This is a genomic window from Aequoribacter sp., assembly GCF_965659035.1.
GTDB lineage: Bacteria > Pseudomonadota > Gammaproteobacteria > Pseudomonadales > Halieaceae > Aequoribacter.
The window spans coordinates 1-26,175 of sequence record NZ_CBFHWH010000019.1; the positions used below are offsets into that span (position 1 = coordinate 1).

The 26,175-nt window shown below is 53.1% G+C and carries 22 protein-coding genes; 20 read left to right on the forward strand and 2 right to left on the reverse strand.

The genetic code is table 11. The features are described 5' to 3' along the window. On the reverse strand, positions 1–1,031 hold a 1,031-nt coding region (locus ACTF5Z_RS04955; RefSeq protein ID WP_438984727.1), incomplete at its 3' end, for a pyridoxal-phosphate-dependent aminotransferase family protein. 174 nt (positions 1,032–1,205) lie between these two features. Here ACTF5Z_RS04955 and rlmKL point away from each other — a divergent pair. The 20 genes from rlmKL to ACTF5Z_RS05055 all read left to right on the forward strand — a co-directional run bounded on the left by rlmKL (position 1,206) and on the right by ACTF5Z_RS05055 (position 24,591). Further along, positions 1,206–3,437 carry a bifunctional 23S rRNA (guanine(2069)-N(7))-methyltransferase RlmK/23S rRNA (guanine(2445)-N(2))-methyltransferase RlmL gene (gene rlmKL / locus ACTF5Z_RS04960; protein WP_438984728.1) on the forward strand — a complete coding sequence of 744 codons (2,232 nt, stop codon included), beginning with the start codon at positions 1,206–1,208 and terminating at the stop codon, positions 3,435–3,437. 65 nt (positions 3,438–3,502) lie between these two features. Then, positions 3,503–3,877 (forward strand): flavodoxin, encoded by a 375-nt coding sequence (locus ACTF5Z_RS04965; RefSeq protein WP_438984729.1) that lies wholly within the window; start codon positions 3,503–3,505, stop codon positions 3,875–3,877. A gap of 87 nt (positions 3,878–3,964) precedes the next feature. Next, positions 3,965–5,395 (forward strand): 3-isopropylmalate dehydratase large subunit, encoded by a 1,431-nt coding sequence (gene leuC / locus ACTF5Z_RS04970; RefSeq protein WP_438984730.1) that lies wholly within the window; start codon positions 3,965–3,967, stop codon positions 5,393–5,395. Then, positions 5,392–6,039 carry a 3-isopropylmalate dehydratase small subunit gene (leuD, locus tag ACTF5Z_RS04975; RefSeq protein WP_423850152.1) on the forward strand — a complete coding sequence of 216 codons (648 nt, stop codon included), beginning with the start codon at positions 5,392–5,394 and terminating at the stop codon, positions 6,037–6,039. Before leuC ends, leuD begins: the two co-directional genes overlap by 4 nt. A gap of 10 nt (positions 6,040–6,049) precedes the next feature. After that, on the forward strand, positions 6,050–7,135 hold the full coding sequence (leuB, locus tag ACTF5Z_RS04980; protein WP_438984731.1) for a 3-isopropylmalate dehydrogenase: 1,086 nt from the start codon (positions 6,050–6,052) through the stop codon (positions 7,133–7,135). A gap of 12 nt (positions 7,136–7,147) precedes the next feature. Then, positions 7,148–8,170 carry an aspartate-semialdehyde dehydrogenase gene (locus ACTF5Z_RS04985; RefSeq protein WP_438984732.1) on the forward strand — a complete coding sequence of 341 codons (1,023 nt, stop codon included), beginning with the start codon at positions 7,148–7,150 and terminating at the stop codon, positions 8,168–8,170. Positions 8,171–8,286: 116 nt separating this feature from the next. Beyond that, on the forward strand, positions 8,287–11,070 hold the full coding sequence (locus tag ACTF5Z_RS04990) for a FimV/HubP family polar landmark protein (protein WP_438984733.1): 2,784 nt from the start codon (positions 8,287–8,289) through the stop codon (positions 11,068–11,070). Beyond that, positions 11,067–11,885 (forward strand): tRNA pseudouridine(38-40) synthase TruA, encoded by an 819-nt coding sequence (gene truA, locus ACTF5Z_RS04995; protein ID WP_438984734.1) that lies wholly within the window; start codon positions 11,067–11,069, stop codon positions 11,883–11,885. Before ACTF5Z_RS04990 ends, truA begins: the two co-directional genes overlap by 4 nt. A gap of 79 nt (positions 11,886–11,964) precedes the next feature. After that, on the forward strand, positions 11,965–12,585 hold the full coding sequence (locus ACTF5Z_RS05000; protein WP_438984746.1) for a phosphoribosylanthranilate isomerase: 621 nt from the start codon (positions 11,965–11,967) through the stop codon (positions 12,583–12,585). Continuing rightward, complete coding sequence (trpB, locus tag ACTF5Z_RS05005) at positions 12,578–13,810, forward strand: tryptophan synthase subunit beta (protein ID WP_423849551.1); 1,233 nt, start codon at positions 12,578–12,580, stop codon at positions 13,808–13,810. Before ACTF5Z_RS05000 ends, trpB begins: the two co-directional genes overlap by 8 nt. Position 13,811: 1 nt before the next feature. Continuing rightward, the gene (trpA, locus tag ACTF5Z_RS05010) at positions 13,812–14,609 is read left to right on the forward strand and encodes a tryptophan synthase subunit alpha (protein ID WP_438984735.1); all 798 of its coding nucleotides are present in this window, start codon (positions 13,812–13,814) and stop codon (positions 14,607–14,609) included. Positions 14,610–14,663: 54 nt separating this feature from the next. Further along, on the forward strand, positions 14,664–15,581 hold the full coding sequence (gene accD, locus ACTF5Z_RS05015; protein ID WP_009575481.1) for an acetyl-CoA carboxylase, carboxyltransferase subunit beta: 918 nt from the start codon (positions 14,664–14,666) through the stop codon (positions 15,579–15,581). Beyond that, positions 15,562–16,827, forward strand: a complete 1,266-nt coding sequence (locus tag ACTF5Z_RS05020; protein ID WP_438984736.1) for a bifunctional folylpolyglutamate synthase/dihydrofolate synthase — start codon at positions 15,562–15,564, stop codon at positions 16,825–16,827. Before accD ends, ACTF5Z_RS05020 begins: the two co-directional genes overlap by 20 nt. A 7-nt stretch (positions 16,828–16,834) precedes the next feature. Continuing rightward, positions 16,835–17,428, forward strand: a complete 594-nt coding sequence (locus ACTF5Z_RS05025; protein ID WP_423849547.1) for an SPOR domain-containing protein — start codon at positions 16,835–16,837, stop codon at positions 17,426–17,428. Positions 17,429–17,436: 8 nt separating this feature from the next. Further along, complete coding sequence (locus tag ACTF5Z_RS05030; protein WP_438984737.1) at positions 17,437–17,937, forward strand: CvpA family protein; 501 nt, start codon at positions 17,437–17,439, stop codon at positions 17,935–17,937. A 28-nt stretch (positions 17,938–17,965) separates the two neighbouring features. Then, a complete protein-coding gene (gene purF / locus ACTF5Z_RS05035; RefSeq protein WP_438984738.1) occupies positions 17,966–19,492 on the forward strand; it encodes an amidophosphoribosyltransferase in 1,527 nt (508 codons plus the stop codon). Between the two features lie 11 nt (positions 19,493–19,503). After that, positions 19,504–20,703 (forward strand): O-succinylhomoserine sulfhydrylase, encoded by a 1,200-nt coding sequence (locus tag ACTF5Z_RS05040; protein ID WP_438984739.1) that lies wholly within the window; start codon positions 19,504–19,506, stop codon positions 20,701–20,703. 18 nt (positions 20,704–20,721) lie between these two features. Next, positions 20,722–21,657, forward strand: coding sequence for an AAA family ATPase (locus ACTF5Z_RS05045; protein WP_438984740.1), 936 nt, complete (start codon positions 20,722–20,724; stop codon positions 21,655–21,657). 136 nt (positions 21,658–21,793) lie between these two features. Continuing rightward, entirely contained in the window at positions 21,794–22,633 is an 840-nt protein-coding gene (locus ACTF5Z_RS05050; RefSeq protein WP_438984741.1) for a DUF58 domain-containing protein, read from the forward strand. Further along, positions 22,633–24,591, forward strand: a complete 1,959-nt coding sequence (locus tag ACTF5Z_RS05055) for a transglutaminaseTgpA domain-containing protein (protein WP_438984742.1) — start codon at positions 22,633–22,635, stop codon at positions 24,589–24,591. Before ACTF5Z_RS05050 ends, ACTF5Z_RS05055 begins: the two co-directional genes overlap by 1 nt. Positions 24,592–24,632: 41 nt before the next feature. Here the strand turns inward: ACTF5Z_RS05055 and ACTF5Z_RS05060 are convergent. After that, positions 24,633–26,175: bifunctional aconitate hydratase 2/2-methylisocitrate dehydratase (locus ACTF5Z_RS05060; protein ID WP_438984743.1), on the reverse strand; the 1,543-nt coding region annotated here is incomplete at its 5' end.

Genomic DNA, 26,175 nt, shown 5'->3' on the forward strand with positions numbered 1-26,175 from the left:
GTTTTTCCTGCAAGTGCGCCCAAGCCAGCGCCAATTTCTAGATCGAATTGCTCTAACAGCGCGGCTCGTACTGCACCGTCATCGACGCCCTCGGGTATGTTGACCGCATTGAGCTGGGGAAGGCGAACGTCTGCTGCAACGGCCATGCTCAGTCCCATGGCTTCTAATCCTGCAACAAGGGCTTTGTGGTGCAGTGCATGACGCGCATGCGCGGCAGCGAGACCTTCGGCCTCGACCAGGCGTAATGACTCGTGTAGCGCATACATCGCATTTACGGGCGCGGTGTGGTGATAGGCACGCTTTGTATTGGCGCCCCAGTAGCCCATGATGAGTTGCATGTCTAAAAACCAGCTTTGCACCTTGGTGCTGCGGTTGGCAATGACGTCTTGTGCTCGTTGACTGAAGGTGATGGGTGCAATGCCTGGCGTGCAAGACAGACACTTCTGCGTGCCCGAATAGGCGCAGTCAATGCCCCAGGTATCTACCTCTACGGGGATTCCAGCAAGCCCCGTGACCGTATCCATGATGACCAAGGCGTTATGCTTTTGAGCGATTGCTGCGAGCGCTTTGGCATCACTACGAGCCCCTGTAGAGGTCTCTGCATGCACAAAAGCCAGTGCCTTGATGTTGTCGTTTTCAAAGAACGCTTGTTCCACTTTATCCAAGGACACCGCGGTACCCCAAGTATCTTCTACCATGATCGCGCTGGCACCACAGCGCTCGACGTTCTCTTTCATGCGCCCGCCAAATACACCGTTCTGACACACAATGACTTTGTCGCCGGGCTCAATTAGGTTAACAAAGGCCGCTTCCATACCCGCCGAGCCTGGCGCTGAGATGGGTAATGTCAGTGCGTTGTCAGTTTGAAAAACGTACTGCAATAAACGTTTTATATCGTCCATTAAGGTGACGAACTGGGGATCTAGGTGGCCAATCGTCGGACGCCCCAAAGCCTCAAGGACTTGCGGCGGTACGTCGGAAGGGCCTGGGCCCATTAAAGTACGTAAAGGGGGGTGGAAAGCGCCAGTCATAGTAATCTCCTATTCAAAACACCAAGGCTACCAGTTTTTGCGTTAAAACATCAGCATTGGCGCGACGGCAATAGCCGGTATTTATTGTGTAAATAATGAGTTATGTCGGATGCGCGTGCGCGCGCTACTGGACATTCGCTGTTACAATGGCGTCTTGATTCGCCGAGATTACCCATGCATACCCCCGAAAAATCTGCAAATACGCCACTCGAATGGTTTGTGAGTTGTGCCAAAGGGCTTGAGCCCGTGTTGGCTGCTGAGATTCAAAGCTTGGGGGGCGACAATACACGTGAAGTTGTCGCAGGAGTTTATGCTCAGGCGCCTCAGGTGTTTGGTTTGCGCATGGTGCTTTGGAGCCGTGTTGCGAATCGTGTGATACGCTTGTTGGGTGAGTTTTCCGTCAAAACAGCAGATGAGCTGTACGAGCAATTAGTGCAACAAGACTGGCAGGCCTGGATTCGTCCGAATCAAAGCATGTCGGTTGATTTTCACGGTACCAACGAATTTTTACGCAACACTCAATTCAGCGCCCAAAAGGTCAAAGATGCCATTGTGGACCGCTTGTCCACGACCTTGGGAGCGAGGCCTAATGTCGATCGTAAGTCGCCCGATATTCGTTTTAACTGTCACCTAAAGCCGCAGGGGCTCAGTGTTGGAATTGATTACGGTGACGGGAGCTTACATTGGCGAGGATATCGGACAAGAAGTGGGGCTGCGCCTTTGAAAGAAACGCTGGCGGCCGCTATTTTGATGCGAGCGGGGTGGCCTAAGCTCGTTGAGGAACAAGGGGCCTTGGTTGATCCGATGTGCGGCACCGGTACCTTATTGATCGAAGGTGCAATGATGGCAGCTGATATGGCACCCGGGTTGCGCCGCAAGCGCTGCGGTTTTGAGCGTCTTCCAGATTTCATACCAGAGCAGTGGCGCATTCTAAAATCAGAGGCTGAAAAGCGAGCCGCTGCGGGCAAACAGCGTCTGCAGGATATCGAAATTCGAGGGTACGATGCCGACGCTCGTGCCGTTCGCGCTGCTGAGGAAAATATCGAGGCCTTGGGGCTTTCGGATTACGTGCGAGTGTCCGTAAAGCCCTTAGCCAAGTTGGCTAAGCCTACGCATCGGCCCTTAAACAAAGGCTTGGTTGTCTGTAACCCGCCCTACGGTGAGCGCCTGGGTGAGGCGGCCGCATTGCGCTATTTGTACAATCAGCTTGGTGAGCGCGCCAGCCGAGAATTTGCGGGCTGGGAGCTGGCGGTCTTAGCGGGTGAGGTTGCGCAATCGAAAGCGGTAGGGCTTCGCAGTCACAAGCAATATATTCTGTACAACGGTGCTCTAGCGGTCCACTTAGCCCTATTTACGCTGGGAGAGGATAACCGCTGGAAGGACTTAGGCGCAGCGCAGCAAACTGCCCAAGAGGTCCAAGGCGATAAAGCTTCGAGCATTGAAGCGTCTGAAGGCACACTCACGGCTGGCGGGCAGATGTTTTTGAATCGTATTCGCAAGAATAGAAAGCGATTGAAAGGGTGGTTAAAGCAGACTCAAACACAATGTTATCGACTGTATGATGCGGATATGCCGGAGTACTCGGTAGCCGTTGATGTGTATGATGGGAAGTTACATCTAGCTGAGTATCAAGCGCCCAAACACGTTGACGAGGAAGCGGCTATAGCGCGCCTTGAGGACGCCATTCATGCCTTGTGTGTCGAATTTAACGTTGCACCGTCGCAGATTTCGGTAAAACAACGGCGACGCCAACGCGGCCAATCACAATACGAGAAGCACAGCAGCCAAGGGCGCAAGCAGGTTGTACGAGAAGGAAAAGCCAAGCTTCTGGTGAATTTGCAGGATTATCTCGATACCGGCTTGTTTTTGGATCATCGTCCCATGCGCGCGCGCATTGCGGCCGAGGCCAAAGGTAAGCGCTTTTTAAATTTGTTCTGTTATACCGGTACGGCGAGTATTCACGCGGCCTTAGGGGGCGCGAAACGCACGGTGAGTGTCGATTTATCGAATACCTATACGGCTTGGTACCGCGAAAATTTGGCTCTTAATGGTCTGGCAGAAGCAACGAATGCGATCGTGCGTTCCGATGTGTCGGCTTGGCTGGGGACGACGAAAGAGCGTTTTGATTTAATCTTGTTGGATCCGCCGTCGTTTTCAAACTCTAAAAAAACCGACCAAAGCTTTGATGTTCAGCGCGATCAAGTCAGTTTAGTGCATGCGGCCATGGCCGTGCTTGAACCTTCGGGCGTTTTGTACTTTTCGAACAATCGTCGCGGATTTAAGTTAGACGACACGCTGGCAGAGACTTATGAGGTTCGCGACATCAGTGCGCAGACCTTGGATCCAGACTTCGAACGCAATCCGAAAATTCATCAGGCGTGGACGCTGCGCCATCGCGGTTCATGATCAGTGTCGTGTACCACTCGCAGTCGGGGCGTAGCGCCCTCATTGCACAGCAGGTAGCGCGGGGCGTGAAAACCGCAGCCCAGTGCGCTGTGTTTCGCGCGCTTGATGCCGGGGTAGACGTCTGGCTTGAGTCCGATGCAGTGTTACTGGTAGGCGCGGAAAATTCGGCAAGTCTTGCTGGTGAGTTCAAGGCGTTTTTGGATCGAACACTCTACCCGTTTTACGAGCAAGAACGAGTGGCTTTGGCCGCGATGTTAATTTGCGCCGGCAATGATGGGCGAGGCGCGCTTGCTCAGTTCGAGCGAGTTGCCAAAGGATTTCCCCTAAGGTTAATGGCTCCGACTGAAATTTTACTGGGTGAGCCTAGCGAGACTAGCTTGGCCTACGCCCGCGATTGGGGACAGGCCTTGAGTGAGGGTGTAAAAATGGGAATCTTTTGAAGAAATGCGGTCAAAAAAGCCCATCAGAATTGAGAAAATAAGCGCTTAGGCATAGACTTGCGCGCTGGTTTGAAATAGGGGAAAGGTATGGCAGGCAAGACTTTATACGACAAGTTGTGGGAGAGCCACCTAGTCGAGCTGCGCGATGACGGCACCGCGCTGATTTATATCGATCGTCATCTCATTCATGAGGTGACTTCGCCGCAAGCTTTCGAAGGCTTGCGCATTGCTGGGCGCAAGCCTTGGCGTCGAGATGCCAACCTCGCTGTGCCTGATCACAATGTGCCGACCGATGCCGAAGAGCGTGCGGGCGGTGTGGCAGGTATCGTTGACCCTGTGTCGCGCTTGCAGGTTCAAACGCTAGACGATAACTGCGAGGCATTCGATATTGTCGAAATACCGATTAACGACGTGCGCCAAGGAATTGTGCACGTGGTGGGGCCCGAGACCGGTGCGACCCTGCCGGGTATGACCGTGGTTTGCGGCGACTCCCATACGTCAACACACGGTGCTTTGGGCGCGCTTGCCCATGGTATCGGTACCTCAGAGGTCGAACACGTGTTGGCCACACAGTGTTTGATCCAACGTAAAATGAAGAACTTGCGTGTCCGAGTCGAAGGGCAGCTCGTTGCGGGTGTTACAGCCAAGGATATGGCCTTGGCGATTATTGGCACGATTGGAACTGCAGGTGGCACGGGCTATGCCATCGAATTCGCCGGTAGTGCGGTGCAGGCGTTAAGCATGGAAGGGCGCATGACGTTGTGCAATATGTCGATCGAGGCGGGCGCTCGAATGGGCATGGTAGGGGTTGACCAAGTGACCTTAGATTATGTGAAAGGCCGTCCCTACGCGCCAAGCGGTGCACTGTGGGATCAGGCTGAAGCCTACTGGCGCACGCTGCACTCTGATGCTGATGCGGTATTTGATCGTGAGGTCGTGCTAAGGGCTGAGGATATCAAGCCGCAAGTGACCTGGGGTACTTCTCCAGAAATGGTCTTGCCTGTTGATGCCTCTGTGCCTACCGTCGAAGCCCAAGCCGACGAGGTGAGTAAAACCAGTGTCAAGCGAGCGCTTGAGTACATGGGGCTGCAAGGTGGACAGGCAATCACCGATATCAAACTGGATCGTGTGTTTATTGGTTCGTGCACCAATTCACGCATCGAGGATATCCGCGAAGCGGCGGCGGTAGCGAAGGGTCGAAAAGTCGCGGCAAACGTCAAACAAGCCATGGTCGTGCCCGGTAGCGGTGAGGTTAAGGCACAAGCTGAAAGAGAAGGCCTACACACCATTCTGATCGAAGCCGGATTTGAATGGCGAGAACCCGGTTGCTCTATGTGTTTGGCGATGAACGCAGACAAATTGGGTTCTGGCGAACATTGCGCGAGCACCTCGAATCGCAATTTTGAAGGGCGGCAGGGTATCGGCGGGCGCACGCACCTAGTGAGCCCGGGTATGGCGGCAGCGGCTGCGATTGCCGGGCATTTTGTTGATGTGCGAGAGTTTGGAGGTCGAGCATGAAACCATTCGGAGCTTTAAATGGCCTAGCGGCCCCAATGGATCGAGCCAATGTCGATACCGATGTGATTATCCCGAAACAATTTCTGAAATCGATCAAGCGCTCGGGCTTTGGCCCCAACTTATTCGACGAACTGCGTTATTTGGATGAAGGTCAGCCTGATTCGGACAACAGTCAGCGACCGCTAAATCCTGATTTTCCGCTGAATTTTGCGCGATACCAGGGTGCCGAGATCTTACTGACTCGGGCGAATTTTGGATGTGGTTCGTCACGTGAGCACGCGCCGTGGGCGCTCGCTGACTACGGCTTTCGAGCCATTATTGCGCCAAGTTTTGCGGACATTTTTCACAGCAACTGTTTTAAAAACGGCTTGTTACCTGTCGTTTTAGACGCGGATATCGTATCGACATTATTTGACGAGATGTACGCTAGCGAAGGTTATCGTCTAGCGATTGATTTGCAGGCTCAAACCGTCACTACGCCCAGTGGCACCGTGTATGAGTTCGAAGTCGATGCGTTTCGCAAAGACTGCTTGCTCAAGGGCTTAGACGATATTGGTTTGACGCTTGAGCAGGCGCCCGCGATCCATGCATTTGAAGAGAAATGGCGAGCCCAATCGCCGTGGTTGTTTGACGTAATAAAGTAGAGGAAACACCGTGACACATCGAGTACTTGTTTTACCAGGTGATGGTATTGGCCCAGAGGTTATGGCGGAAACCGTCGCTGTGATTGAACTGGTAAATCAAAAACTGGGTATCGAGATGAGCCTCGAACATGCGCTTCTGGGTGGCGCCGCTATCGATGCCGAGGGCGTGCCTTATCCGGAATCGACCGCGCAAAAAGCGCATCAAGCGGACGCGATTATTTTGGGTGCTGTAGGTGGTCCGAAATGGGATGGTTTGGATCGCGCTATTCGCCCCGAGAAAGGCTTGTTGGGTATACGTTCGGATTTGCAGCTATTCGGTAATCTTCGCCCCGCAATCTTGTATCCACAACTCGCGAGTGCTTCAAGCTTAAAGCCTGATCTGGTCGCTGGTTTGGATCTGCTGATTGTGAGGGAGCTCACCGGTGGTATTTACTTCGGACAGCCACGTGGTTTTGATACCACCGACGATGGTCAGCGTCGAGGTTACAATACTTATGTCTATACCGAGAGCGAAATACGCCGAGTCGCGGTGCTGGCCTTTGACTTGGCTCGCAAACGTGGTAGCCGCGTGTGCTCAGTTGACAAGGCGAACGTGTTAGAAGCCACCATGCTGTGGCGCGAAGTCGTGAACGAGGTGGCAAAAGATTACCCCGATGTCGAGCTGAGCCACATGTATGTCGACAACGCGGCGATGCAGCTTATTCGTGCTCCAAAGCAGTTTGATGTCATGGTTACCGGCAACATGTTTGGCGATATTTTATCCGATGCGGCAGCAATGCTCACAGGCTCCATCGGTATGTTGCCATCGGCGTCTCTGGATCAGGCAGGTCGCGGCATGTATGAACCTTGTCACGGTTCGGCCCCCGATATTGCAGGACAGGGTATTGCAAATCCCCTGGCGACGATTTTGTCGGCGGCGATGATGTATCGTTACAGTTTGAATGAACCGCAAGCGGCCGACGCCATAGAGCGCGCTGTCGGTGTGGTTTTGGATCAGGGTTACCGCACGGGTGATATTGCCGCAGCGGGCGAGGAATCAGTTTCAACATCAACTATGGGTGCGGCGGTTCGCGCGGCACTTGAAAACGTTCTGTAAGGTAGGATGAGCATGAGTCAAGGAGTTAATGTCGCGGTTGTCGGTGCTACAGGTGCTGTAGGGGAAGCCATGATCGAGATACTCGAGCAACGCAATTTTCCGGTGAACAACCTGTACGCACTAGCGAGCGCCCGCTCGGCGGGTAAGACCATTCGTTTTAAGGGCCGCAGCGTTACGGTGACCGATTTGGCTGAATTTGATTTCAGTCAAGCGCAAATTGGCTTGTTTTCTGCCGGTGGCAGCATCTCTGAAGAATACGCCCCGAAGGCGGCAGCGGCAGGCTGTGTGGTTATCGATAACACTTCACACTTTCGCCGCGACGAAGATATCCCACTGGTTGTGCCTGAAGTGAATCCGCACGCGATTGCCGGCTATACTAATCGCGGTATTATTGCTAACCCCAATTGCTCAACGATTCAGATGTTGGTGGCGTTAAAGCCCATTTATGACAAGGTCGGTATTGAGCGTATCAATGTATGCACCTACCAGGCTGTTTCAGGTACGGGTAAAGAAGCCATTGAGGAGCTGGCGACGCAAACCGCTAAGCTATTAAACGGACAAGCCGCGGACGCAGAGGTTTATCCTAAGCAAATCGCGTTTAACGCCTTGCCACACATCGATACTTTCCAAGACAATGGCTACACTCGTGAAGAAATGAAAATGGTCTGGGAGACCCAGAAAATCTTTGAAGACGACGCGATTGTGGTGAATCCTACTTGTGTTCGTATTCCTGTATTTTTCGGTCACTCAGAGGCGGTCCACATCGAAACTCGTGACAAGCTAACGCTTGAAGACGCTCGAGCATTGCTGGAAAGCGCGCCCGGTGTTGTCGTTATGGATGAGCGTGAGGCAGGGGGTTACCCGACAGCCGTAACTGAAGCGGCTGGGCAGGATCCAGTTTATGTCGGTCGCATGCGTGAGGATATTTCACATCCGCGTGGTTTTAATTTGTGGATTGTGGCCGATAATGTTCGAAAAGGCGCGGCATTGAATAGTGTTCAAATTGCTGAGCTCTTGATCAAAGAGCATTTATAAATGATACTTTAGTGACGTGCTAAGTTGTTTCTAAGCAAAACGAGCACGTCCAAGACGTTAAAAAACATACCAAGGCCACTGACACAGCTAGACTGGCGGTAAAAAAGGCATTCATTATGAAGCGAAAATTGCTCGCTATTGCGCTTGCGGCGACTGCATTTAAGACACAATTTGCTTCGGCACTAGGACTCGGTGATATTGAGCTCGAGTCCTACCTAAATGAACCTCTCAACGCCCGAATTGAAATTCTAAATACCGAAGGTCTGTTGCCGACACAAATTTTGGTTAAGCTTGCATCAGATAAAGACTTTGAGCGCGTTGGCATTGAACGCAATTTTTTCTTAACGGGCATTAATTTTCAGGTTGTTGTGGATACCGGCGGTGAAAGCTATGTCGCGGTGACGACACGCGAGCCTGTCAGAGAACCCTATCTCGATTTCGTATTAGAAACGAAATGGCCCAGCGGTCGTTTGCTGCGCGAGTACACACTGTTGCTGGATCCTCCAGTGTTTGATGACGGCATTGTTATCTCGGCCACCGATGTAGTGACTAGCGCTGATCGTTCACAAGATCAAGGTGCGGCGCCGTCTCGCCAGTCAACAACCACCTCGAGAGCCACAGGCGAAGAAAGCATTACTGATCGACCGCAGACCGGCCAGAACTATCGAGTCAAGCCCAATGAAACTCTCTGGGAAATCGCTCTGGAGGCGAAACTTCCCGGCTCGTCGGTGCAAGCGACGATGCTTGAAATTCAGCGCCAAAACCCAGACGCGTTCATCAACAACAACATCAATTTACTGAAAGCCGGGCGTGTGGTCTATTTACCGACCGAGCTTGATGCAAGTTTGAGCGATAGTGAAGTGGTGTTGGCGAACATTCGGCGTCAGAATCAAGATTGGCGAGCAGGGCGTGTATCACAACCCGCAGCCAAACTGCGTATTGCGGCCGATAGCGTCGATACTGATTCCGAATCGGCCGGCACTGTTGCGACAAAGGATCGCTCGGCGAGTGAAACGAGTGATTCTGGGTTTGCCGTCAACGATGAACGTCTCGCCCAGCTGCAAAAACAATTAGCCAGCGTCGAAGATCAGCTGGCGGTAATGCAGGCGATTATCGAAACCAAAGATGAGCAGATCGCGCTTTTGCGTGATGCGCTTGGGAACAAGGACTCAGCGCCTGTCGCAGAGCAACAGACGACAGCGAAGCCGCCGCAAGAAACGACGGCGCAAGCAACTCAGGCTGAGGTGAAAGCGACGGAGACGGAGAGCAAAGCACCCGCGACCGTAGTCGATTTGAATGCACCAGCCGTAAAAGCCGTACCCGAGGTCAGCACAGCGGCTCCGACAAAGTCCGAGGGATTGTCTATTTCTATGATTGCCGGCGGGGTGGGTCTTGCCGCCTTGTTAGCCGCTTTGGGTTTATATTGGCAACGCCGTCGTAGCTCGTCATTAAACGAAGAGGATGATCTGGAAGATCTCTCCGATAGTCTAGACGATGACGTTTTCGCTGGCGTAAGCCTCAGCGACTCTGGTCTGGAAATTGATCACGATTCCAACGACGACGATCTGCCGTCTCACGTTACAGATTCGTTCAAAGGTTCAACAGCGGCGACCAATGAATACGCGTCGGACATGGATATCGAAGATGCCTTGGCCGAGGCTGATATTTATATCGCTTACGGCCGCATCAGCCAAGCCATTGATTTACTGCAGGGGTCGCTCGAGAAGAATCCGAGTGCTGATGAGTGCCGATTGAAATTAGTGGAGGTGTTGGTAGACGCGGGTCGGGAAGACGACGCTCGTAACGCCTACCAAGGCGTATTGGACAACTGTTCACGTGACATCGTGGTTCGAGCTGACGAGCTGATGATGCGTGGTGGTTTCATCGAACAAGAGCAGTCCGGGAGTAACGATGAGGTCTTTGATCTCGGTGCCGATTCCTCAATGTTTGGCCCCTTTGGCGACGCCCTTGACAGTCTGTTGGATGAAAAGCCCCCTGCAGGTGCCGCTAGTGCAGGTGCAGCGACAGATAATGCGGCGGATGATGCGGCAGTGGAACATGAGCAAGAACATACCGCTGACCTAGCTGATGCAAGCGCTGCTGCCAAAGAGATAGAGGTGGGCTCGGACGAGGCCAGTGAGTTTGATTTGTCGGAGTTTGAGGAGGATGTTGCTAAAGTTCTTGCAGACGTTCCTGCCGACGCCGCCTTTGACCGCAACAGCGATGCCGAAGAGGAAGCCCAAAGCGATGGTCCTGATGAGGTGGATGCCTTTTTCGACCAACTGCAAACCCAGCAGCAAGCGCGTTTGCGTGAAGAACGCGAGGCTGAAATGCGAGCTCGCGAGAGAGAGTTAGCCGCACAACAAGTGGCGCAAAATGGTGATGCTCTGGATGACATCATGCTTGACCACGATGAGCAAGCAGCTGTTGCTGAGGCGAGCGATGAATTGTTAGAAGAGTTCGATCTGTCGCATCTCTTGGATGACGCTGAGGCCGAGGCTCCGATCCAGCCAGATGCCGCGGCCGCTCCAAGCGAAGACGAAGAGGACGACTCCTATTCGCTGGATTTCTCTGATATGGATCTTAAAAGTGGTCCAGCGGATATGACCGATGAGATCGATTTGTCGGATTTTGCGCTCGCCGAGGATGAAGCCGATGACGATGTTGACGTAAGCGATTTATTCGAGCTTGAGTCAGCCCCTACTGCGAGCGACGATGAACACGATGAAATATTTGTGGCAGAGGGTGAAGACGCCCCCGCTGCGAAACTTGATCTAGCGCGAGCGTACATCGATATGGAAGACTTTGACTCGGCGCGCAGCATTCTCGAAGATGTGGTCGAAACAGGCAATGATGCGCAACGACGTGAAGCTGACGCCTTACTTACAACTCTGCTGTGAGTTTTAGCGACACCCCTTTAGCTGTAGGGCAGTCTCTTGCATTAGCTGTGGAGTACAACGGCAGTCTATTTCATGGGTGGCAGCGTCAAGGTGGCACTGATCAGACGGTCCAAGAAACTCTAGAGGCTGCCCTTAGCCAAATTGCCAATCACGATGTCCGTGTGGCTTGTGCGGGGCGGACCGATGCTGGTGTGCACGCGACGTCTCAAGTTGTGTCGTTTAAAGCGCCGGTGTCTAGAAGTCTTAAGGCCTGGGTGGTTGGTTCTAATGCGGTGTTGCCCCCTACGGTCCGGGTTCATTGGGCAAGTGCAGTTCCTGATGAGTTTCATGCTCGATTTTCAGCGACACAAAGAACCTATCGCTACGTATGGTGTGTTCAAGAAGTGCGGCCTACCTCACTATTGAAGCAGGTGACTTGGTCGCGCAATGCCCTGTGTTCCCAGACAATGAATGAAGCGGCCCAGAGTTTAATCGGTGAGCAAGACTTCTCGGCGTTTCGCGCCGCCAGCTGCCAGTCGAATACGCCTTTTCGCGAAGTACAGGCGGTCAGTGTTGTCGGTCGAGGCCCGTTTGTTGTCATGGAGATTCGAGCCAACGCGTTTTTGCACCATATGGTACGTAATATCGCTGGTTCATTAAGCTTGGTAGGTCGTGGGTTAAAGCCAATGGACTGGATTGCTCAACTTTTACAGGGCAAAGACCGAACTGTCGCAGCCGATACCGCACCTCCCGATGGTTTGTATTTGACCTCAGTCGCTTACCCTCGCAAGTACCAGCTTCCAGATGCGGTCGGTGGGCCTATATTCTTGCCCTAGGGCTAGCGACTCAACTCCCTAAATCTGTTATAATGCGCGCCAATTTTCTGGAGCGAAAACCCTGGCTACTCGAATCAAAATCTGTGGAATTACCTCGGTACAGGATGCCTTAATGGTGGCGTCTGAGGGCGCTGATGCCATCGGTTTGGTATTTTATGAGCCAAGTCCCAGGGCAGTCTCTATTGCAAGGGCCAAGCAGATACGCGAGGCGATATCGCCGATGGTGACTTTGGTCGCGTTGGTGGTGGATGCGTCAGCTGAGACTGTGAGGCAAATCATTGGCGAGGTGCAACCCGACATCATTCAGTACCACGGAAACGAAACAGCAGAGTTTTGTCGTGCGATCGGACACCCCTACTGGAAGGCGGTTCGAGTTCGAAACGCTCAGGATGTGATCACTGCCATCAATGAGTTTGGGACCGCAAGATCCCTGTTGTTAGACGCTTGGGTTGATGGTGTCCCAGGCGGCACAGGGCACGAGATTGACCCGTCTGCCATGCCTGAGTCATTGCATCGCCCCTGGATTCTAGCGGGCGGTCTTAAGCCTGAGAATGTCAGCAAGGCTTTGTTGCACTATCGTCCAAGTGCTGTTGATGTCAGCAGTGGCGTTGAGTCTAGCTCAGGTGTAAAAGACCCACTGAAAGTTCGCGCATTCGTTAATGCGGTAAAGTCATTTGATAAGGTAAAACCCCATGAATAAACCCATCGATCCAAGCGTATATGCGCAGGTGCCCGATGCCAACGGTCGTTTTGGCCCCTATGGCGGCAAATTTGTGTCAGAAACGCTGATGTCGGCTCTAGCTGACCTAGAACGCGTCTACATCCAGTTGAAAGATGACCCGGATTTTCAGAAAGAATTTGATGCGTATTTGGCGCACTTTGTGGGGCGCCCCTCGCCTTTGTACGAGGCCGAGCGCTGGTCTGATGAAATCGGTGGAGCACGTATTTACTTTAAGCGCGAAGATTTGAATCACACCGGTGCGCACAAAGTCAACAACACGGTGGGTCAGGCGCTACTTGCGAAATTCATGGGTAAAAAACGTGTCATTGCAGAGACCGGTGCGGGTCAACACGGCGTTGCAAGCGCTACCATTGCGGCGCGTTTGGGCATGGAATGCCATGTGTTCATGGGCGAGGAGGACGTCCGGCGCCAAGCACTCAACGTGTATCGAATGCGTCTCCTAGGTGCTAACGTGGTGTCGGTCACCTCAGGGTCAAGAACCCTAAAAGACGCCATGAACGAAGCCATGCGCGATTGGGTCACTAACGTTGACGATACCTTTTACATTATTGGTACCGTCGCAGGGCCGCATCCCTACCCAATGTTGGTGCGCGATTTCCAAAGTGTTATTGGCCGCGAAGCGAGAGCGCAAAGTTTGAATCAGATAGGACGTTTGCCCGATGCTTTGGTGGCTTGTGTTGGCGGTGGCAGTAACGCAATTGGGTTATTCCATCCCTTCCTAGAAGACGAAGGTGTTGCCATCTACGGGGTAGAAGCCGGTGGTCATGGTGTTGAGACCAATGAGCATGCTGCGCCATTGACGGCGGGGACGCCGGGTGTCCTGCACGGTAATCGCACTTACCTGATGCAAGACGAAGACGGACAAATCATGCACACGCACTCGGTATCTGCTGGGTTGGACTACCCGGGTGTTGGGCCTGAACACTCGTGGCTCAAAGACATCGGACGGGTTAACTACGTGGTGGCAAATGACGACGAGGCGCTCGCAGCGTTTCACAAAGTGACTCGCACCGAGGGGATCATGCCGGCATTGGAAACCTCGCATGCACTGGCATACGCCGCAAAGTTGGCGGCGACCATGACACCCGACCAAAGCATTATCGTGAATTTATCAGGTCGCGGCGATAAGGATATTTTTACGGTCGCCGAAGTGGATGGCGCAGACATTTTTGGAGAAAAATAAATTGAGTCGAATTCAAGCAAAGTGGCAGTCGCTGCTTGCCGAAAGTAAAAAAGCGGTCATTCCCTACGTTGTGGGGGGTGACCCAGAACCAGCTGTTACCGTCAGTTTAATGCATGATCTAGTAGCGGCTGGTGCCGATATGTTAGAGCTCGGTGTGCCGTTTTCGGATCCTATGGCCGAGGGGCCTGCAATTCAAAAAGGGCACGAACGCGCCTTGGCGCACTCTGTCAGTCTGCGTAAATGCCTAGCCATGGCCGCTGAATTTCGGACACAAGACGCCAAGACGCCGATTATACTCATGGGTTACGCTAATCCGATTGAGCATATGGGGTATTCGGCCTTCGCTGATGCTGCCGCAGAGGCTGGTGTAGACGGTGTTATCACGGTCGATCTGCCACCCGAGGAAGTCGCGGCGATGAACCTCGAGTTGAAGCGCGTCGGTATTGATAATATTTTCTTGATCGCGCCAACTACGCCAGACGAGCGCATTCCACTGATTATTCAGCAGGCCAGCGGATTCATTTATTACGTCTCTTTGAAAGGTGTGACTGGCGCTGGGCATTTAAATACCAACGAGGTGGCTGCCAAGGTAAAGCAGATTAAGGCCGGTACCGAATTACCTGTCGTAGTCGGCTTTGGTATCAAAGACGCGGAATCGGCAGCGCGTGTGGGTGCCGAAGCCGATGGTGTGGTTGTAGGAAGCGCTTTGGTGAATCTTCTGGGTGATGAGTCGCAGTCGATAGAAGCTCGAGTTAAAGCGGCAGTGTCGTTGTTAGGCGACATCCGCAGTGGCGTATAGCGAGGCTTTAATGCATTACCGGACCGGCGTATACTTGCCGCTTACGGAGGGACTATGAGCTGGCTAGATAAAATTTTGCCCACGGGGGTTCGCAAAGATACCTCGGAAAAACGAGCCAATGTGCCGGAAGGCCTATGGAAAAAGTGCGTTAAATGCGAGGCGGTGCTGTATCGTCCAGAGCTTGAGCGCAACGCGGATGTCTGTCCTAAATGCGATCACCACATGCGTATTGGCGCGCGACGTCGTTTGGCATTGTTTCTGGACGAGGGCAGTGGCCGAGAGATCTTAGCGGATATCGAGCCTATTGATCGCTTAAAGTTTAAAGACAAAAAGCGCTATAAAGATCGCCTCAGTGCAGCACAGAAATCGACCGGTGAACGCGATGCTCTGATTGCGATGCAGGGTACAGTTTTGTCGTTACCCGTGGTTGCAGTCGCCTTTGAGTTTAATTTCCACGGTGGTTCGATGGGTTACGTGGTGGGCGAAAAGTTCACTCGTGCAGCGACTATCGCCATCAAGCAAAAGCAGCCCTTGGTATGCTTTTCCGCCTCGGGCGGTGCACGCATGCAAGAGGCGCTTATTTCTCTAATGCAGATGGCCAAAACATCGGCTGTTATCGAGCGTATGAAGCAAGAGGGTATTCCCTACATTTCGGTGATGACAGACCCTATTTATGGTGGGGTGTCGGCCTCGTTAGCGTTGCTGGGCGATATTAACGTTGCTGAGCCTGATGCGCGTGCAGGTTTTGCTGGCCCCAACATTATTGAGCAGACTATTCGTCAGAAATTGCCACCAGGTTTTCAGCGGAGTGAATTTTTGTTGGAACATGGTGCCATCGACATGATCGTGCATCGCAATGATATGCGCGAAACGCTCGGTGGCTTGTTGCAAAAACTGACGCATTCGGCCTCCACGCGGGGCAGCGCAACTGCGGATGAGCTAGTTGACTCTGATGCCAGCGAAAACGCTTGAGGCGTGGCTCGAACATTTAGAGCACGCCCATTCGAAACCCATTGATTTAAGTCTTGAACGCGCTGCCGAAGTGGCGGCGCGTCTGCGCTTGCGTTCTGCGGGAAAAATTTTGACGGTTGCCGGAACTAACGGCAAGGGCTCGACGGTGGCGACCGTTAACGCCTTGTTGCGTGCCCAGGGGGTTGCGGTTGGCGTATTTACCTCGCCCCACATCGTGTCATTTAACGAGCGGATCGTGATTAACGATGAGCTTGCTAGCGATGCGGCTATCGTCGACGCTTTTGAGGCAATTGAGCAGGCACGCGGTGAAATCTCGCTAACCTATTACGAATTCTCTGCACTGGCGGCTGCGTTTATTTTTCAGCAAGCCCAGGTCGATGTTTGGATACTTGAAGTGGGGCTTGGTGGACGTTTAGATGCGGTGAATATTTTTGACGCCGACGTCGCAGTCGTTACCAGTATCGATCTTGATCATCAAGATTATTTAGGCGACACCAGAGAGCTTATCGCGATCGAAAAGGCTGGCGTCGCGCGTGCTGGAGCACCCTGTGTCGTCGCTGAATCGAACTTGCCGAGGACCCTGTTGCCTGAGTTAAACCGCATAGGCGCAGTGACCGTGCGCGTCAATACTGATTACGAGTTGCGGTTTGATCCCTTTCGTTGGTCGGGTAAATGGCAATCGAGTGAAGGGCACATCAATCTGATCAACTTGCCTCGAAGCGCCTTATTACCCTCGAATTTAGCAGCAGGCGTGCAGGCTCTGCTCTGCCTGGGGTATGGTCTTCCTGGCAATGCATCTGCTGTGTTAACAAGCCTGCAGGTCCCCGGTCGTCGCGAGATTCGTGATCTCCAAAATCGAACTGTGCTGGTTGATGTGGCTCATAATCCTGCTGCAATTAAAGCCTTGGCTGAATTTGTTGAAGCGCGGTTCGCCCCTAAGACCTGTCGCGCTGTATTTTCTGCCATGATCGATAAAGACACTGGTACAATGTTCGCGTTAGCGGCGGATACCATTAGCCACTGGTATTTGCCCAATCAGGCGCACAATCCCAGAGTCGCCAAGGCGCTCGAATTAAAAGCGGTCTTGGAGAACGGGACGGGCCAAGGCGCTAAGTGCTACGACACTGTTGCGCACGCGTGCGAGGCAATGTGGCAAGAGTCACAACAAGATGACTTATTATTGATAATCGGGTCGTTTACGACCGTAGCGGCGTTTGAGGTTTGGGCGCGTCAAACGGAGAATTAAGACCAAGATGTTGCGACAACGACTAGTAGGGGCTTTAGTCTTAACCGCCTTAGGCGTGGTTTTTTGGCCAATTATATTTGTGGACCAATCGCTGCAAACGCCCGCTGAGCGTCTTCAGGTTCCGAGCGTTGAGACCTACGAGCCGCTTACCCCCGTTGATGAAAGCGAGTTTCAGTGGCCAGCCATAGAGGTCGATGCAAGTCGTAATCCTCAGGCAGATTCCGACGAGCCCGATGTTGCCGAAGATGCCGCCAAAACTGCTGAGCTGTTATCGGGTGATACGGCTTTACCGGCTGCAGCCATCACTAACAAGGATTTGACGGAGCCTCCCGAGGATATTGAACTCGATGACAAGGGGCGCCCAATTGCTTACACACTGCAGGTCGTTAGCATGGCGCGCAAAAGCGATGCTCGTTCGGTGTCCCTAAAATTACAAGAACTTGGGTATAAGGCTTATGTCGTAGAGGTCGATCGTCCCGAGGGAATCCGATACCGAGTGTATGTGGGACCGAAGTATCAAAAACGGGACTTAGCGCCTGTGAAGGCGGCGGTGGATGAAGCACTGTCAGTCAAATCCTTGATTGTGCGCTATTGGCCCTAGGAGAACGCATGCTCGATACAACAACGTTTAATTGGGTCGATTGGGGCATTGTCTGTGTCTTAGGTTTGTCGATTTTTTTGAGTTTGTGGCGTGGGTTTGTTCGCGAGGCCCTGTCGCTGCTCGGATGGATCGCTGGCTTTATTCTTGCCAGTCGTTATTCGCCTTGGCTGGCGAGTTATCTAAGTGACTGGATCAGCGGCGATGTGGTTCGCCAAGTCGTTGCGTTCTTGGGTGTCATGGTGGCGACTTTAATTGCGACATCTTTGGTGAGTCGACTGCTTCAATCGGTGATCCAAGCAGTGGGACTTTCGTTTTTTGATCGAATCTTAGGCTCAGCTTTTGGGCTTGTCCGCGGCGTTGTTGTTTTGCTTATCATGGCTTACGCGCTAAAATTGCTCGCGCCGCAAACGCAGGATGCTATGGATCAGTCTGTGCTTATGCCGCATATCGATACGATGTTGAACTGGAGCCAGGCGCAACTGCAAGATGCTCGCGTGCCGACCATCTGAACCTTAAAAATATTATTGGGAAACAACTATGTGTGGATTAGCGGGTATTGTTGGCAAGCGTGATGTTGCGCCTGATATCTATGATGCATTAACTGTGCTTCAGCACCGGGGCCAAGATGCCGCGGGTATCATGACTTCCTACCAAGGCCGTTTTACCCAGCGCAAATCAGAAGGTTTGGTTCGTGATGTATTTCGTCAGCATCATATGCAGCGTTTGCGTGGTGCTGTGGGTATAGGCCACGTACGCTACCCAACAGCCGGGAGCAGTGGTCCGGCCTTAGCCCAACCGTTTTACGTGAATTCGCCTTACGGTATCGCCTTGGCACACAATGGTAACTTAACAAATTCGGCTAAGCTCACTCACGAGATGTTTCAGAGTGATTTGCGTCATTTGAACACCGACAGTGATTCCGAGGTGTTGTTGAATGTCTTCGCGCATGAGCTTCAGGTTCAGCGACAATTGTTCCCAAGTGCAGAGGATATTTTTGCCGCGGTGGCGGGTGTGCACCGGCGCTGTGTAGGGGGTTATGCCGCCATCGCTTTAATCGTCAATTACGGCATCGTGGGCTTTAGAGACCCTTGGGGTATTCGTCCCTTGGTGTTGGGTCAGCGCGAGACATCCGAAGGCACGGAGTACATGCTGGCCTCGGAGAGTGTTGCCCTTGATGTACTTGGCTTTGAGCTCATTGACGACGTAGCCCCGGGCGAGGCCGTCTATATATCCGAAAAAGGCGAGCTCTTTCGTCGGCAGTGTGCGGCTAAACCTAAACTGTTGCCTTGTATTTTTGAGCACGTGTACTTCGCTCGCCCAGATTCCATGATGGACGGCATTTCGGTATACAAAACTCGGATGCGTCAGGGCGAGGCTCTGGCAAAAAAAGTCATGGATTTGCGTCCTGATCATGAGATTGATGTGGTGATTCCCATCCCGGATACCAGCCGTATTGCCGCCCAAGCGATGGCCCATGAATTGGGTATTAAGTTCCGCGAAGGCTTCATGAAGAATCGCTACATCGGCCGAACGTTCATTATGCCTGGCCAAAACGAGCGCAAAAAATCGGTGCGCCAAAAGTTAAATCCAGTACCTCTGGAGTTTGAAGGCAAGACGGTCATGTTGGTCGACGACTCGATTGTTCGTGGTACAACATGCCGCCAAATTATTCAGATGGCGCGTGATGCCGGTGCTAAACAAGTTTATTTTGCCAGTGCCTGTCCTCCGGTACGTTACCCAAATGTTTACGGTATCGATATGCCCTCGGCGGAAGAGCTGATCGCGCACAATCGCACCGAACAGGAAGTCTGTGAAGCCATCGGCGCTGATTGGTTGGTCTTTCAGAACCTCGACGATTTGATCAAATGTTCGATGGAAGGTAACCCCCAAGTTGACGGCTTTGACTGCTCGGTATTTAACAAAAACTACGTCACCGGCGATGTTGATGACGCCTACTTGTTATCTGTGCACAATGCCCGCAACGATTCCGCCCAGGAAGAACGTCGTGCAGCGGAGGCGGCGGGCCGTTCGGTAATTGGTATTCATAACGATGATCAATCCTAGGAGCGCAACTCGTGTCGTTTGAATTTGACCCATCGGAATTCGATGCCGAGACGCTCGCGATTCGTGCTGGTTTCGAGCGCAGCCAGCACGGCGAGCATAGCGAGCCTATATATCTGACCTCGAGCTACATTTTTGATAGTGCTGAAGATGCCGCAGCGCGCTTTCGTGGTGAGGCCGAGGGCCCGGTATATGCTCGCTACACCAACCCAACGGTGAACCTATTCGAGTCGCGTTTGGCCGCTCTAGAAGGTGGGGAAGAGGCGGTTGCGACCTCGTCCGGCATGGCGGCCATACTGGCTACCTGCATGGCGTTTTTGTCAGCCGGTGATGAAGTATTGTGCTCCGCCGATGTGTTTGGGTCTACCACGGGTCTGTTCTCGAAGTATATGGTCAAGTTCGGTGTGAAAACCCACTACCTGCCTCTTGGCGACATGGGTGCGTGGGAGGCCGCGGCCAACGAGAAAACCAAATTACTGTTTCTGGAAACACCCTCGAACCCTTTGTGTCGCGTAGCTGACATTCGTGCCTTTGCCAATTTGGCCAAACGTGTTGGTGCGCGTTTGGCGGTGGATAACTGTTTTTGCACGCCAGCTCTGCAGCAGCCATTGCTGCACGGCGCGGATTTGGTGATTCATTCGGCCACCAAATACCTTGACGGGCAGGGTCGCACACTCGGTGGTGCTGTTGTGGGTACGCATGCAGATATGGCCGAAGTTCGGGCTTTTTTGCGTACCTGTGGGCCGACCATGAGCCCTTTCAACGCCTGGGTCTTTCTGAAAGGATTAGAGACTCTCAGCCTGCGCATGGAACGCCATTGTGCCAATGCTCAGGGCTTGGCCGAGTGGTTGTTGCTGCAAGATCAGGTGACATCGGTCAACTACGCTGGCTTAAAGAATCACCCAGGGCACGCGTTAGCTGCTGCGCAGCAAACCGGATTTGGCGGGGTGTTAAGTTTTACGGTAAAAGGCGGGCGTGAGGCGGCCTGGGCCTGCATAAATGGGGTGCGTTGGCTGAGCTTAACGGCAAACCTAGGCGATGCGAAAACGACGATCGTGCATCCAGCGACGACGACCCATGGTCGTCTGAGCGATCAAGAGCGGGACGCGGCCGGTATTACTGAGAATTTAATCCGTATCTCCGTTGGTTTGGAGTCACTAAAAGATATTCAGGATGATCTGAAGCACGGTTTATCGTGTATATTGGCAGGATAGTGTGATGAGAGAGGTAACATGCTTAATCCTATCCTCGCCGAGGTTCACGATGCCATCGCGCAGCGTCTACTGGGTAAGTCAGAGGCCATAAAGCTCGCCCTGTGCGCCATCCTGGCCCGTGGGCATATCCTGATTGAAGATCTACCCGGTATGGGTAAAACCACTTTAGCCCACAGCTTGGCACAATCTCTTGGTTTGCAATACGCTCGGGTACAGTTCACTAGCGACTTGTTGCCTGCGGATATTTTAGGCTTGTCGGTCTTTGATGCGCGCGAAAACCGGTTTGAGTTTCATCAAGGCCCCGTATTTTCTCAGGTGCTGTTGGCTGATGAGATCAACCGCGCCACTCCGCGCACACAAAGCGCCTTGCTAGAAGCGATGGCCGAAGGGCAGGTGTCGATCGATGGTGAAACCCGTGCTCTGCCCGAGCCCTTTATTGTGATTGCCACACAAAACCCCAGTGAGCAAATGGGGACGTATCCTTTGCCTGAATCGCAGCTGGATCGTTTTTTAATTCGAATGACGTTGGGCTACCCCGACAAGGACTCAGAGCTCGCTTTGTTTCAGCGTGTCGTCGGGCGCGACCGACAACAACTGCCCAAGACGATGACCCCTTTGACCGATACCGAGGGTTTGCAAGCACTTCAAGCCAAGGTGGGTCAGGTCAGTGCGACCGATGATGTTCTGCATTATGTGAGTCGTTTAGTGCAAGCCACCCGTAATCATCCTGACTGCGCCTTGGGGTTGTCTCCGCGAGGGGCTTTGGCGCTTCTTGAAGCATCCAAAGCCTGGGCCTACCTTGAAGGTCGGCAATATATCCTTCCAGATGACGTGCAGGCCGTGTTTCCGGCTGTGGCAGGGCATCGCTTGGTGCCGGCCGCGGGGTCAGCTAGCGGCAGTCGGCAAATCGTGCGTGCTCTGCTAGCCACCGTAAACGTATTAAGGCAGGCATAGCGGCAGCATGTTCTCGTCGCTGCGGACTCGATGGCAGGCACGCTGGCAACAATTTTTTGCGAGTCGAAGTCCGCGTCAGGCGAGTCTTACACTGACGCAAAAGAGTATTTATATTCTGCCAACGCGCGGCGGCTTCGTGTTCTTACTGTTGTTGTTGGTGCTTCTAGTAGCCGGTATTAATTATCAGAACAACCTAATCTACGGATTAACGTTTTGGTTGGCGACCGTGTTCTTGCTGGCCACCTGGCACACCTATCAAAATATGGCCGGTCTGCAGCTCTCAGCACGCGCTACCGCCTCGGTATTTGCGGGAAGCACTGCCCAGTTTGAGTTGGCGCTGCAAGCGGGCGAAAACAAGCACGCCTTGCAGCTCGCTGTGCGCACAACGCATGGCGACAGTCAGAGCGTTGTTACGGTAGGCGAGACCTTGGTCAGGTTGCTTTGGTCAGAGCCCACGACTCATCGCGGCTGGTATAAGCCCGAGAGGCTGACTTTGTCGTCTAGTGCGCCCTTTGGTTTGTTTCGGTGTTGGGCTTATGCCTGGCTTGATGCGCGAGCCTTGGTGTATCCGCGGCCCATTGATGCTGTGATCATGACTGACGGGGCGGGGCAAGGTGAGACGCGCCCGCTCGGCAGTACCACGACGCAAGAACTAGATGGCTTTCGACCTTATCGAGCGGGAGATCATCGCAAGCATATTCACTGGGCAACGCTCGCGAAGGGACAACCCTTACAAACCCGAGAACAGGCCTTGCAACAAGAGAATGAATCCTGGGTTCTGTGGGACCATTACGCTGGGACCATCGAGCAGCGCTTGAGCGCCATGTGCCATAGGGTGCTGATATTGTCCGAGCAGGATAAGTTATTTGGTCTGCAGCTACCGGATCAGCAGGTCACACCGGCTCGCGGCCATGAGCACCGCGCTCAGTGCTTGCAAGCTTTGGCCTTGTACCGTTTGGCTGAGGAGGCATCGTAATGTTAATTCCTCGCGCAGTGTTATTAATGATTTTCGGACTGATGCCCGTGCTACTGGTGCCCCTATTGGAGGTTGTACCAAATTGGCTAATCGGCGTGTATTTGCTTGCGGGTGCTTGGCGCTACGGAGCGTATTTGGGTAGAGCGAACTACCCTAAAGCTTGGGTTAAAGTGCTGTTGGTGGTTGTCTCTGTTGGCGCTTTGGGTTGGGACATGGGTTCTTGGAAAGGTCTCGAGCCCATGGTGGCTCTATTGTTATTAGCGTTTGCCCTAAAAGTCACCGAGCTTGTTGCGGTGCGCGACACGTTGATCTTGATCTTAGTGGCGTATTTTATCGTCGCGGCGCAATTTTTATTCAGTCAAAGTTTGTTTGCCACCTTTCTTGGAATCGCTGAAGTTTGGTGGATTACTGCCGTACTGGTTGCGGTTAACTGTGGTACACAGCCTGGGCTATTGCGGCGCGCCTTGCAGCAGTCGAGCACTGTATTAGCGCAAGCGATCCCATTGATGTTGGTCTTATTTTTTATTTTTCCGCGCTTGGAGCCCTTCTGGGCCGTGCCACTGCAATCCTCTGGCGGTGTCACAGGGGTTAGTGATCGGATGAACCCTGGCGATATTGCCAATTTAAGCCGCTCAGCAGCCTTGGCGTTTCGCGCCGAATTTTCGGGCCCTGTTCCACCGAATCGGGAGTTGTATTGGCGTGCTTTGGTGCTGGACCGCCAGGTCGGTGAGACTTGGCGAGCCTCTATGCCAGAGCCTCGGCGTTCCTTACCCGATCTCAGTCCAGAGATCGATGTGACTATCACCCTGGAACCTACCGGACAGCGTTGGTTGCCGGTGCTTGAGACACCGGCAACTCTGTCGATGCAAGCGCTGATTGCAAGATCAAACACTGCATTTGCCAGCACCGACATAAAGTCAGACACGCGGTATCGTTTGCTGGCAACGCGAGATAATCGTTTCGATGCGATCCGTCCACTTGAGCGCTCGCGATTATTGCAGCTCAGCTCCGGACGAAACTCACAGACACGTACCTTAGCTCAGCAGTGGAGAAGCGAGTTAGCCAGCGATCGCGATTATATCGACGCTGTGTTTCGGTATTTTCGCGAGCAGCCATTTTATTACACTCTCAATCCGCCGACATTGGGACCAGACGGTGTTGATGAATTTTTATTTTCCACACAAAGGGGCTTTTGCGAGCATTACGCCGGCGCGTTTACCGAGCTGATGCGAGCCGCCGGAATTCCCGCGCGCGTGGTTACTGGGTACCAAGGTGGCGAGTTGAATCCAGTCTCGGGTGCCGTGGTTGTGCGCCAATACGATGCTCATGCCTGGTCTGAAGTTTGGCTCGAAGGACAGGGTTGGGTGCGTGTAGATCCGACCGCGGCAGTGGCGCCTGATCGCGTTGAATATGGGCTCGAACAAGCGCTGGCCGAGGAGGGTAGTTTCCTCGAGAACACCCCGCTATCGGCATTACATTTTAAAAATATTGCTTTGATTAACGCCATGCGTTTGCGCCTAGATGCCCTGAGTTATGAATGGCAAAGTTGGGTGTTGGGTTTTGACCGCAATACCCAATCGACGCTGCTAACGAGGCTGTTTCAGGGCAATGAACCATGGAAATACGCGCTGGCTCTGGCTGGTGCTTGGGCCCTGATCATGCTGCCCTTTGCCTTGCGTCTCTGGTTGTCGGAGCGGCCACATGTTACGCCGCAGGATCGAGTACTAGTAGATTTTTTGAGTTTGATGAGTCGCCATGGTTTTGACCGCAAGCCCGGTGAGTCTCTCGCTCACTTGCAAGGCCGCATCTCAGCGGCAAATTCGAACAAAGCGAATGCGGCAAATGCCTTCTTAAACACCTATAGCGCTTATCAATATCAGCCTAACAAAGCCCAATACATTAGCGTTAGGGACTTAAAGCGTTTGCTACGCGAGTGTAAACGAAGCTTTAAGGCATAAAAAAACCGCCTCGAGAGGCGGTTTGTTCAGCTGCATTTGGCTTAAGCAACTTGATCGATCTGAACCGCGCCGATGCGCTTACCGTCTTCTGCGCTTTTCAGGAACGACGCCATTTGGTCAAAGTTCATGTAGCGATAAATCTCTGAAGACATCGAGTCTAGCTTGTCTGCGTATTCCAGATACTCCGCCGGTGTGGGTAAGCGACCTAGAATCGCACCAATGGCCGCCAACTCTGCAGAGGTAAGGTAAACATTGGCACCATCACCTAAACGGTTCGGGAAGTTACGCGTCGAGGTCGACAAAACGGTTGAATTTGGCGCTACGCGTGCTTGGTTACCCATGCACAGCGAGCAGCCAGGCATTTCCATGCGTGCCCCAGCGCGGCCGAAGATGTTGTAATAACCTTCTTCCATCAGCTGGTGCTCGTCCATTTTGGTCGGTGGCGCCAGCCACAAGCGAGTTGCCATCGCGCCTTTATGCGCATCGAGTAACTTACCTGCGGCGCGGAAGTGGCCGATGTTAGTCATACAGCTACCAATGAAGACTTCGTTAACCGAATCGCCAGCTACCTCAGACAGCAAACGTGCATCGTCTGGGTCATTAGGGGCACAAACGATGGGTTCTTTGACTTCGTTCAGATCGATTTCGATGACTGCGGCGTATTCCGCATCGGCATCAGCCCGCATTAACGATGGGTTTGCCAGCCATTCTTCCATTGCGCGTGCACGACGCTCAAGCGTGCGTGGGTCGCCATAACCGTCGGCGATCATTGAGCGCAACAAGACAATGTTAGAGCGCAGGTATTCGGCGACTGATTCTTCAGACAGATCAATCGTACATCCGCCTGCTGAGCGCTCTGCAGATGCGTCCGACAATTCAAAGGCTTGCTCTACGGTTAAGTGGCGCAGACCTTCAATTTCGAGGATGCGGCCGGAGAAGATGTTCTTCTTGCCCTTTTTCTCGACGGTGAGCAAACCTTGTTGAATCGCGTAGTAGGGGATGGCGTGCACCAAATCACGTAGGGTGATACCAGGTTGCATTTCACCTTTAAAGCGAACCAGTACCGACTCAGGCATGTCTAATGGCATAACGCCAGTCGCCGCAGCGAACGCGACCAAACCAGAACCCGCTGGGAATGATACGCCCATGGGGAAGCGGGTGTGTGAGTCACCGCCGGTGCCTACTGTGTCGGGCAACAACATGCGGTTCAACCACGAGTGAATAATACCGTCGCCGGGGCGCAACGATACGCCACCACGGGTCATAATAAAGTCAGGCAACGTGTGCTGAGTTTCAATATCGACGGGTTTCGGGTAGGCGGCCGTGTGACAAAACGACTGCATGGTCAAATCCGCAGAGAAACCCAGACAAGCCAGGTCTTTTAGCTCGTCGCGAGTCATGGGGCCAGTCGTATCCTGAGAGCCCACTGTCGTCATACGGGGTTCGCAGTAGGTGCCGGGGCGAATGCCATCGGTACCGCAGGCTTTGCCCACCATTTTTTGCGCCAAAGTGTAACCTTTGCCTGTATCTTCGGGCTGATCGGGCGTACGGAACAAGTCGGTGCGGGGCAGTCCTAATGATTCG

Bases quoted from the DNA above. Each gene is read 5' to 3' on its own strand.
- ACTF5Z_RS05030 (WP_438984737.1), top strand. From the start codon at position 17,437: ATGCTCGATACAACAACGTTTAATTGGGTCGATTGGGGCATTGTCTGT.
- leuD (WP_423850152.1), top strand. From the start codon at position 5,392: ATGAAACCATTCGGAGCTTTAAATGGCCTAGCGGCCCCAATGGATCGA.
- ACTF5Z_RS05055 (WP_438984742.1), top strand. From the start codon at position 22,633: ATGTTAATTCCTCGCGCAGTGTTATTAATGATTTTCGGACTGATGCCC.
- purF (WP_438984738.1), top strand. From the start codon at position 17,966: ATGTGTGGATTAGCGGGTATTGTTGGCAAGCGTGATGTTGCGCCTGAT.
- ACTF5Z_RS05020 (WP_438984736.1), top strand. From the start codon at position 15,562: ATGCCAGCGAAAACGCTTGAGGCGTGGCTCGAACATTTAGAGCACGCC.
- ACTF5Z_RS04985 (WP_438984732.1), top strand. From the start codon at position 7,148: ATGAGTCAAGGAGTTAATGTCGCGGTTGTCGGTGCTACAGGTGCTGTA.
- ACTF5Z_RS05045 (WP_438984740.1), top strand. From the start codon at position 20,722: ATGCTTAATCCTATCCTCGCCGAGGTTCACGATGCCATCGCGCAGCGT.
- ACTF5Z_RS04990 (WP_438984733.1), top strand. From the start codon at position 8,287: ATGAAGCGAAAATTGCTCGCTATTGCGCTTGCGGCGACTGCATTTAAG.
- accD (WP_009575481.1), top strand. From the start codon at position 14,664: ATGAGCTGGCTAGATAAAATTTTGCCCACGGGGGTTCGCAAAGATACC.
- rlmKL (WP_438984728.1), top strand. From the start codon at position 1,206: ATGCATACCCCCGAAAAATCTGCAAATACGCCACTCGAATGGTTTGTG.
- leuC (WP_438984730.1), top strand. From the start codon at position 3,965: ATGGCAGGCAAGACTTTATACGACAAGTTGTGGGAGAGCCACCTAGTC.
- trpB (WP_423849551.1), top strand. From the start codon at position 12,578: ATGAATAAACCCATCGATCCAAGCGTATATGCGCAGGTGCCCGATGCC.
- ACTF5Z_RS05025 (WP_423849547.1), top strand. From the start codon at position 16,835: ATGTTGCGACAACGACTAGTAGGGGCTTTAGTCTTAACCGCCTTAGGC.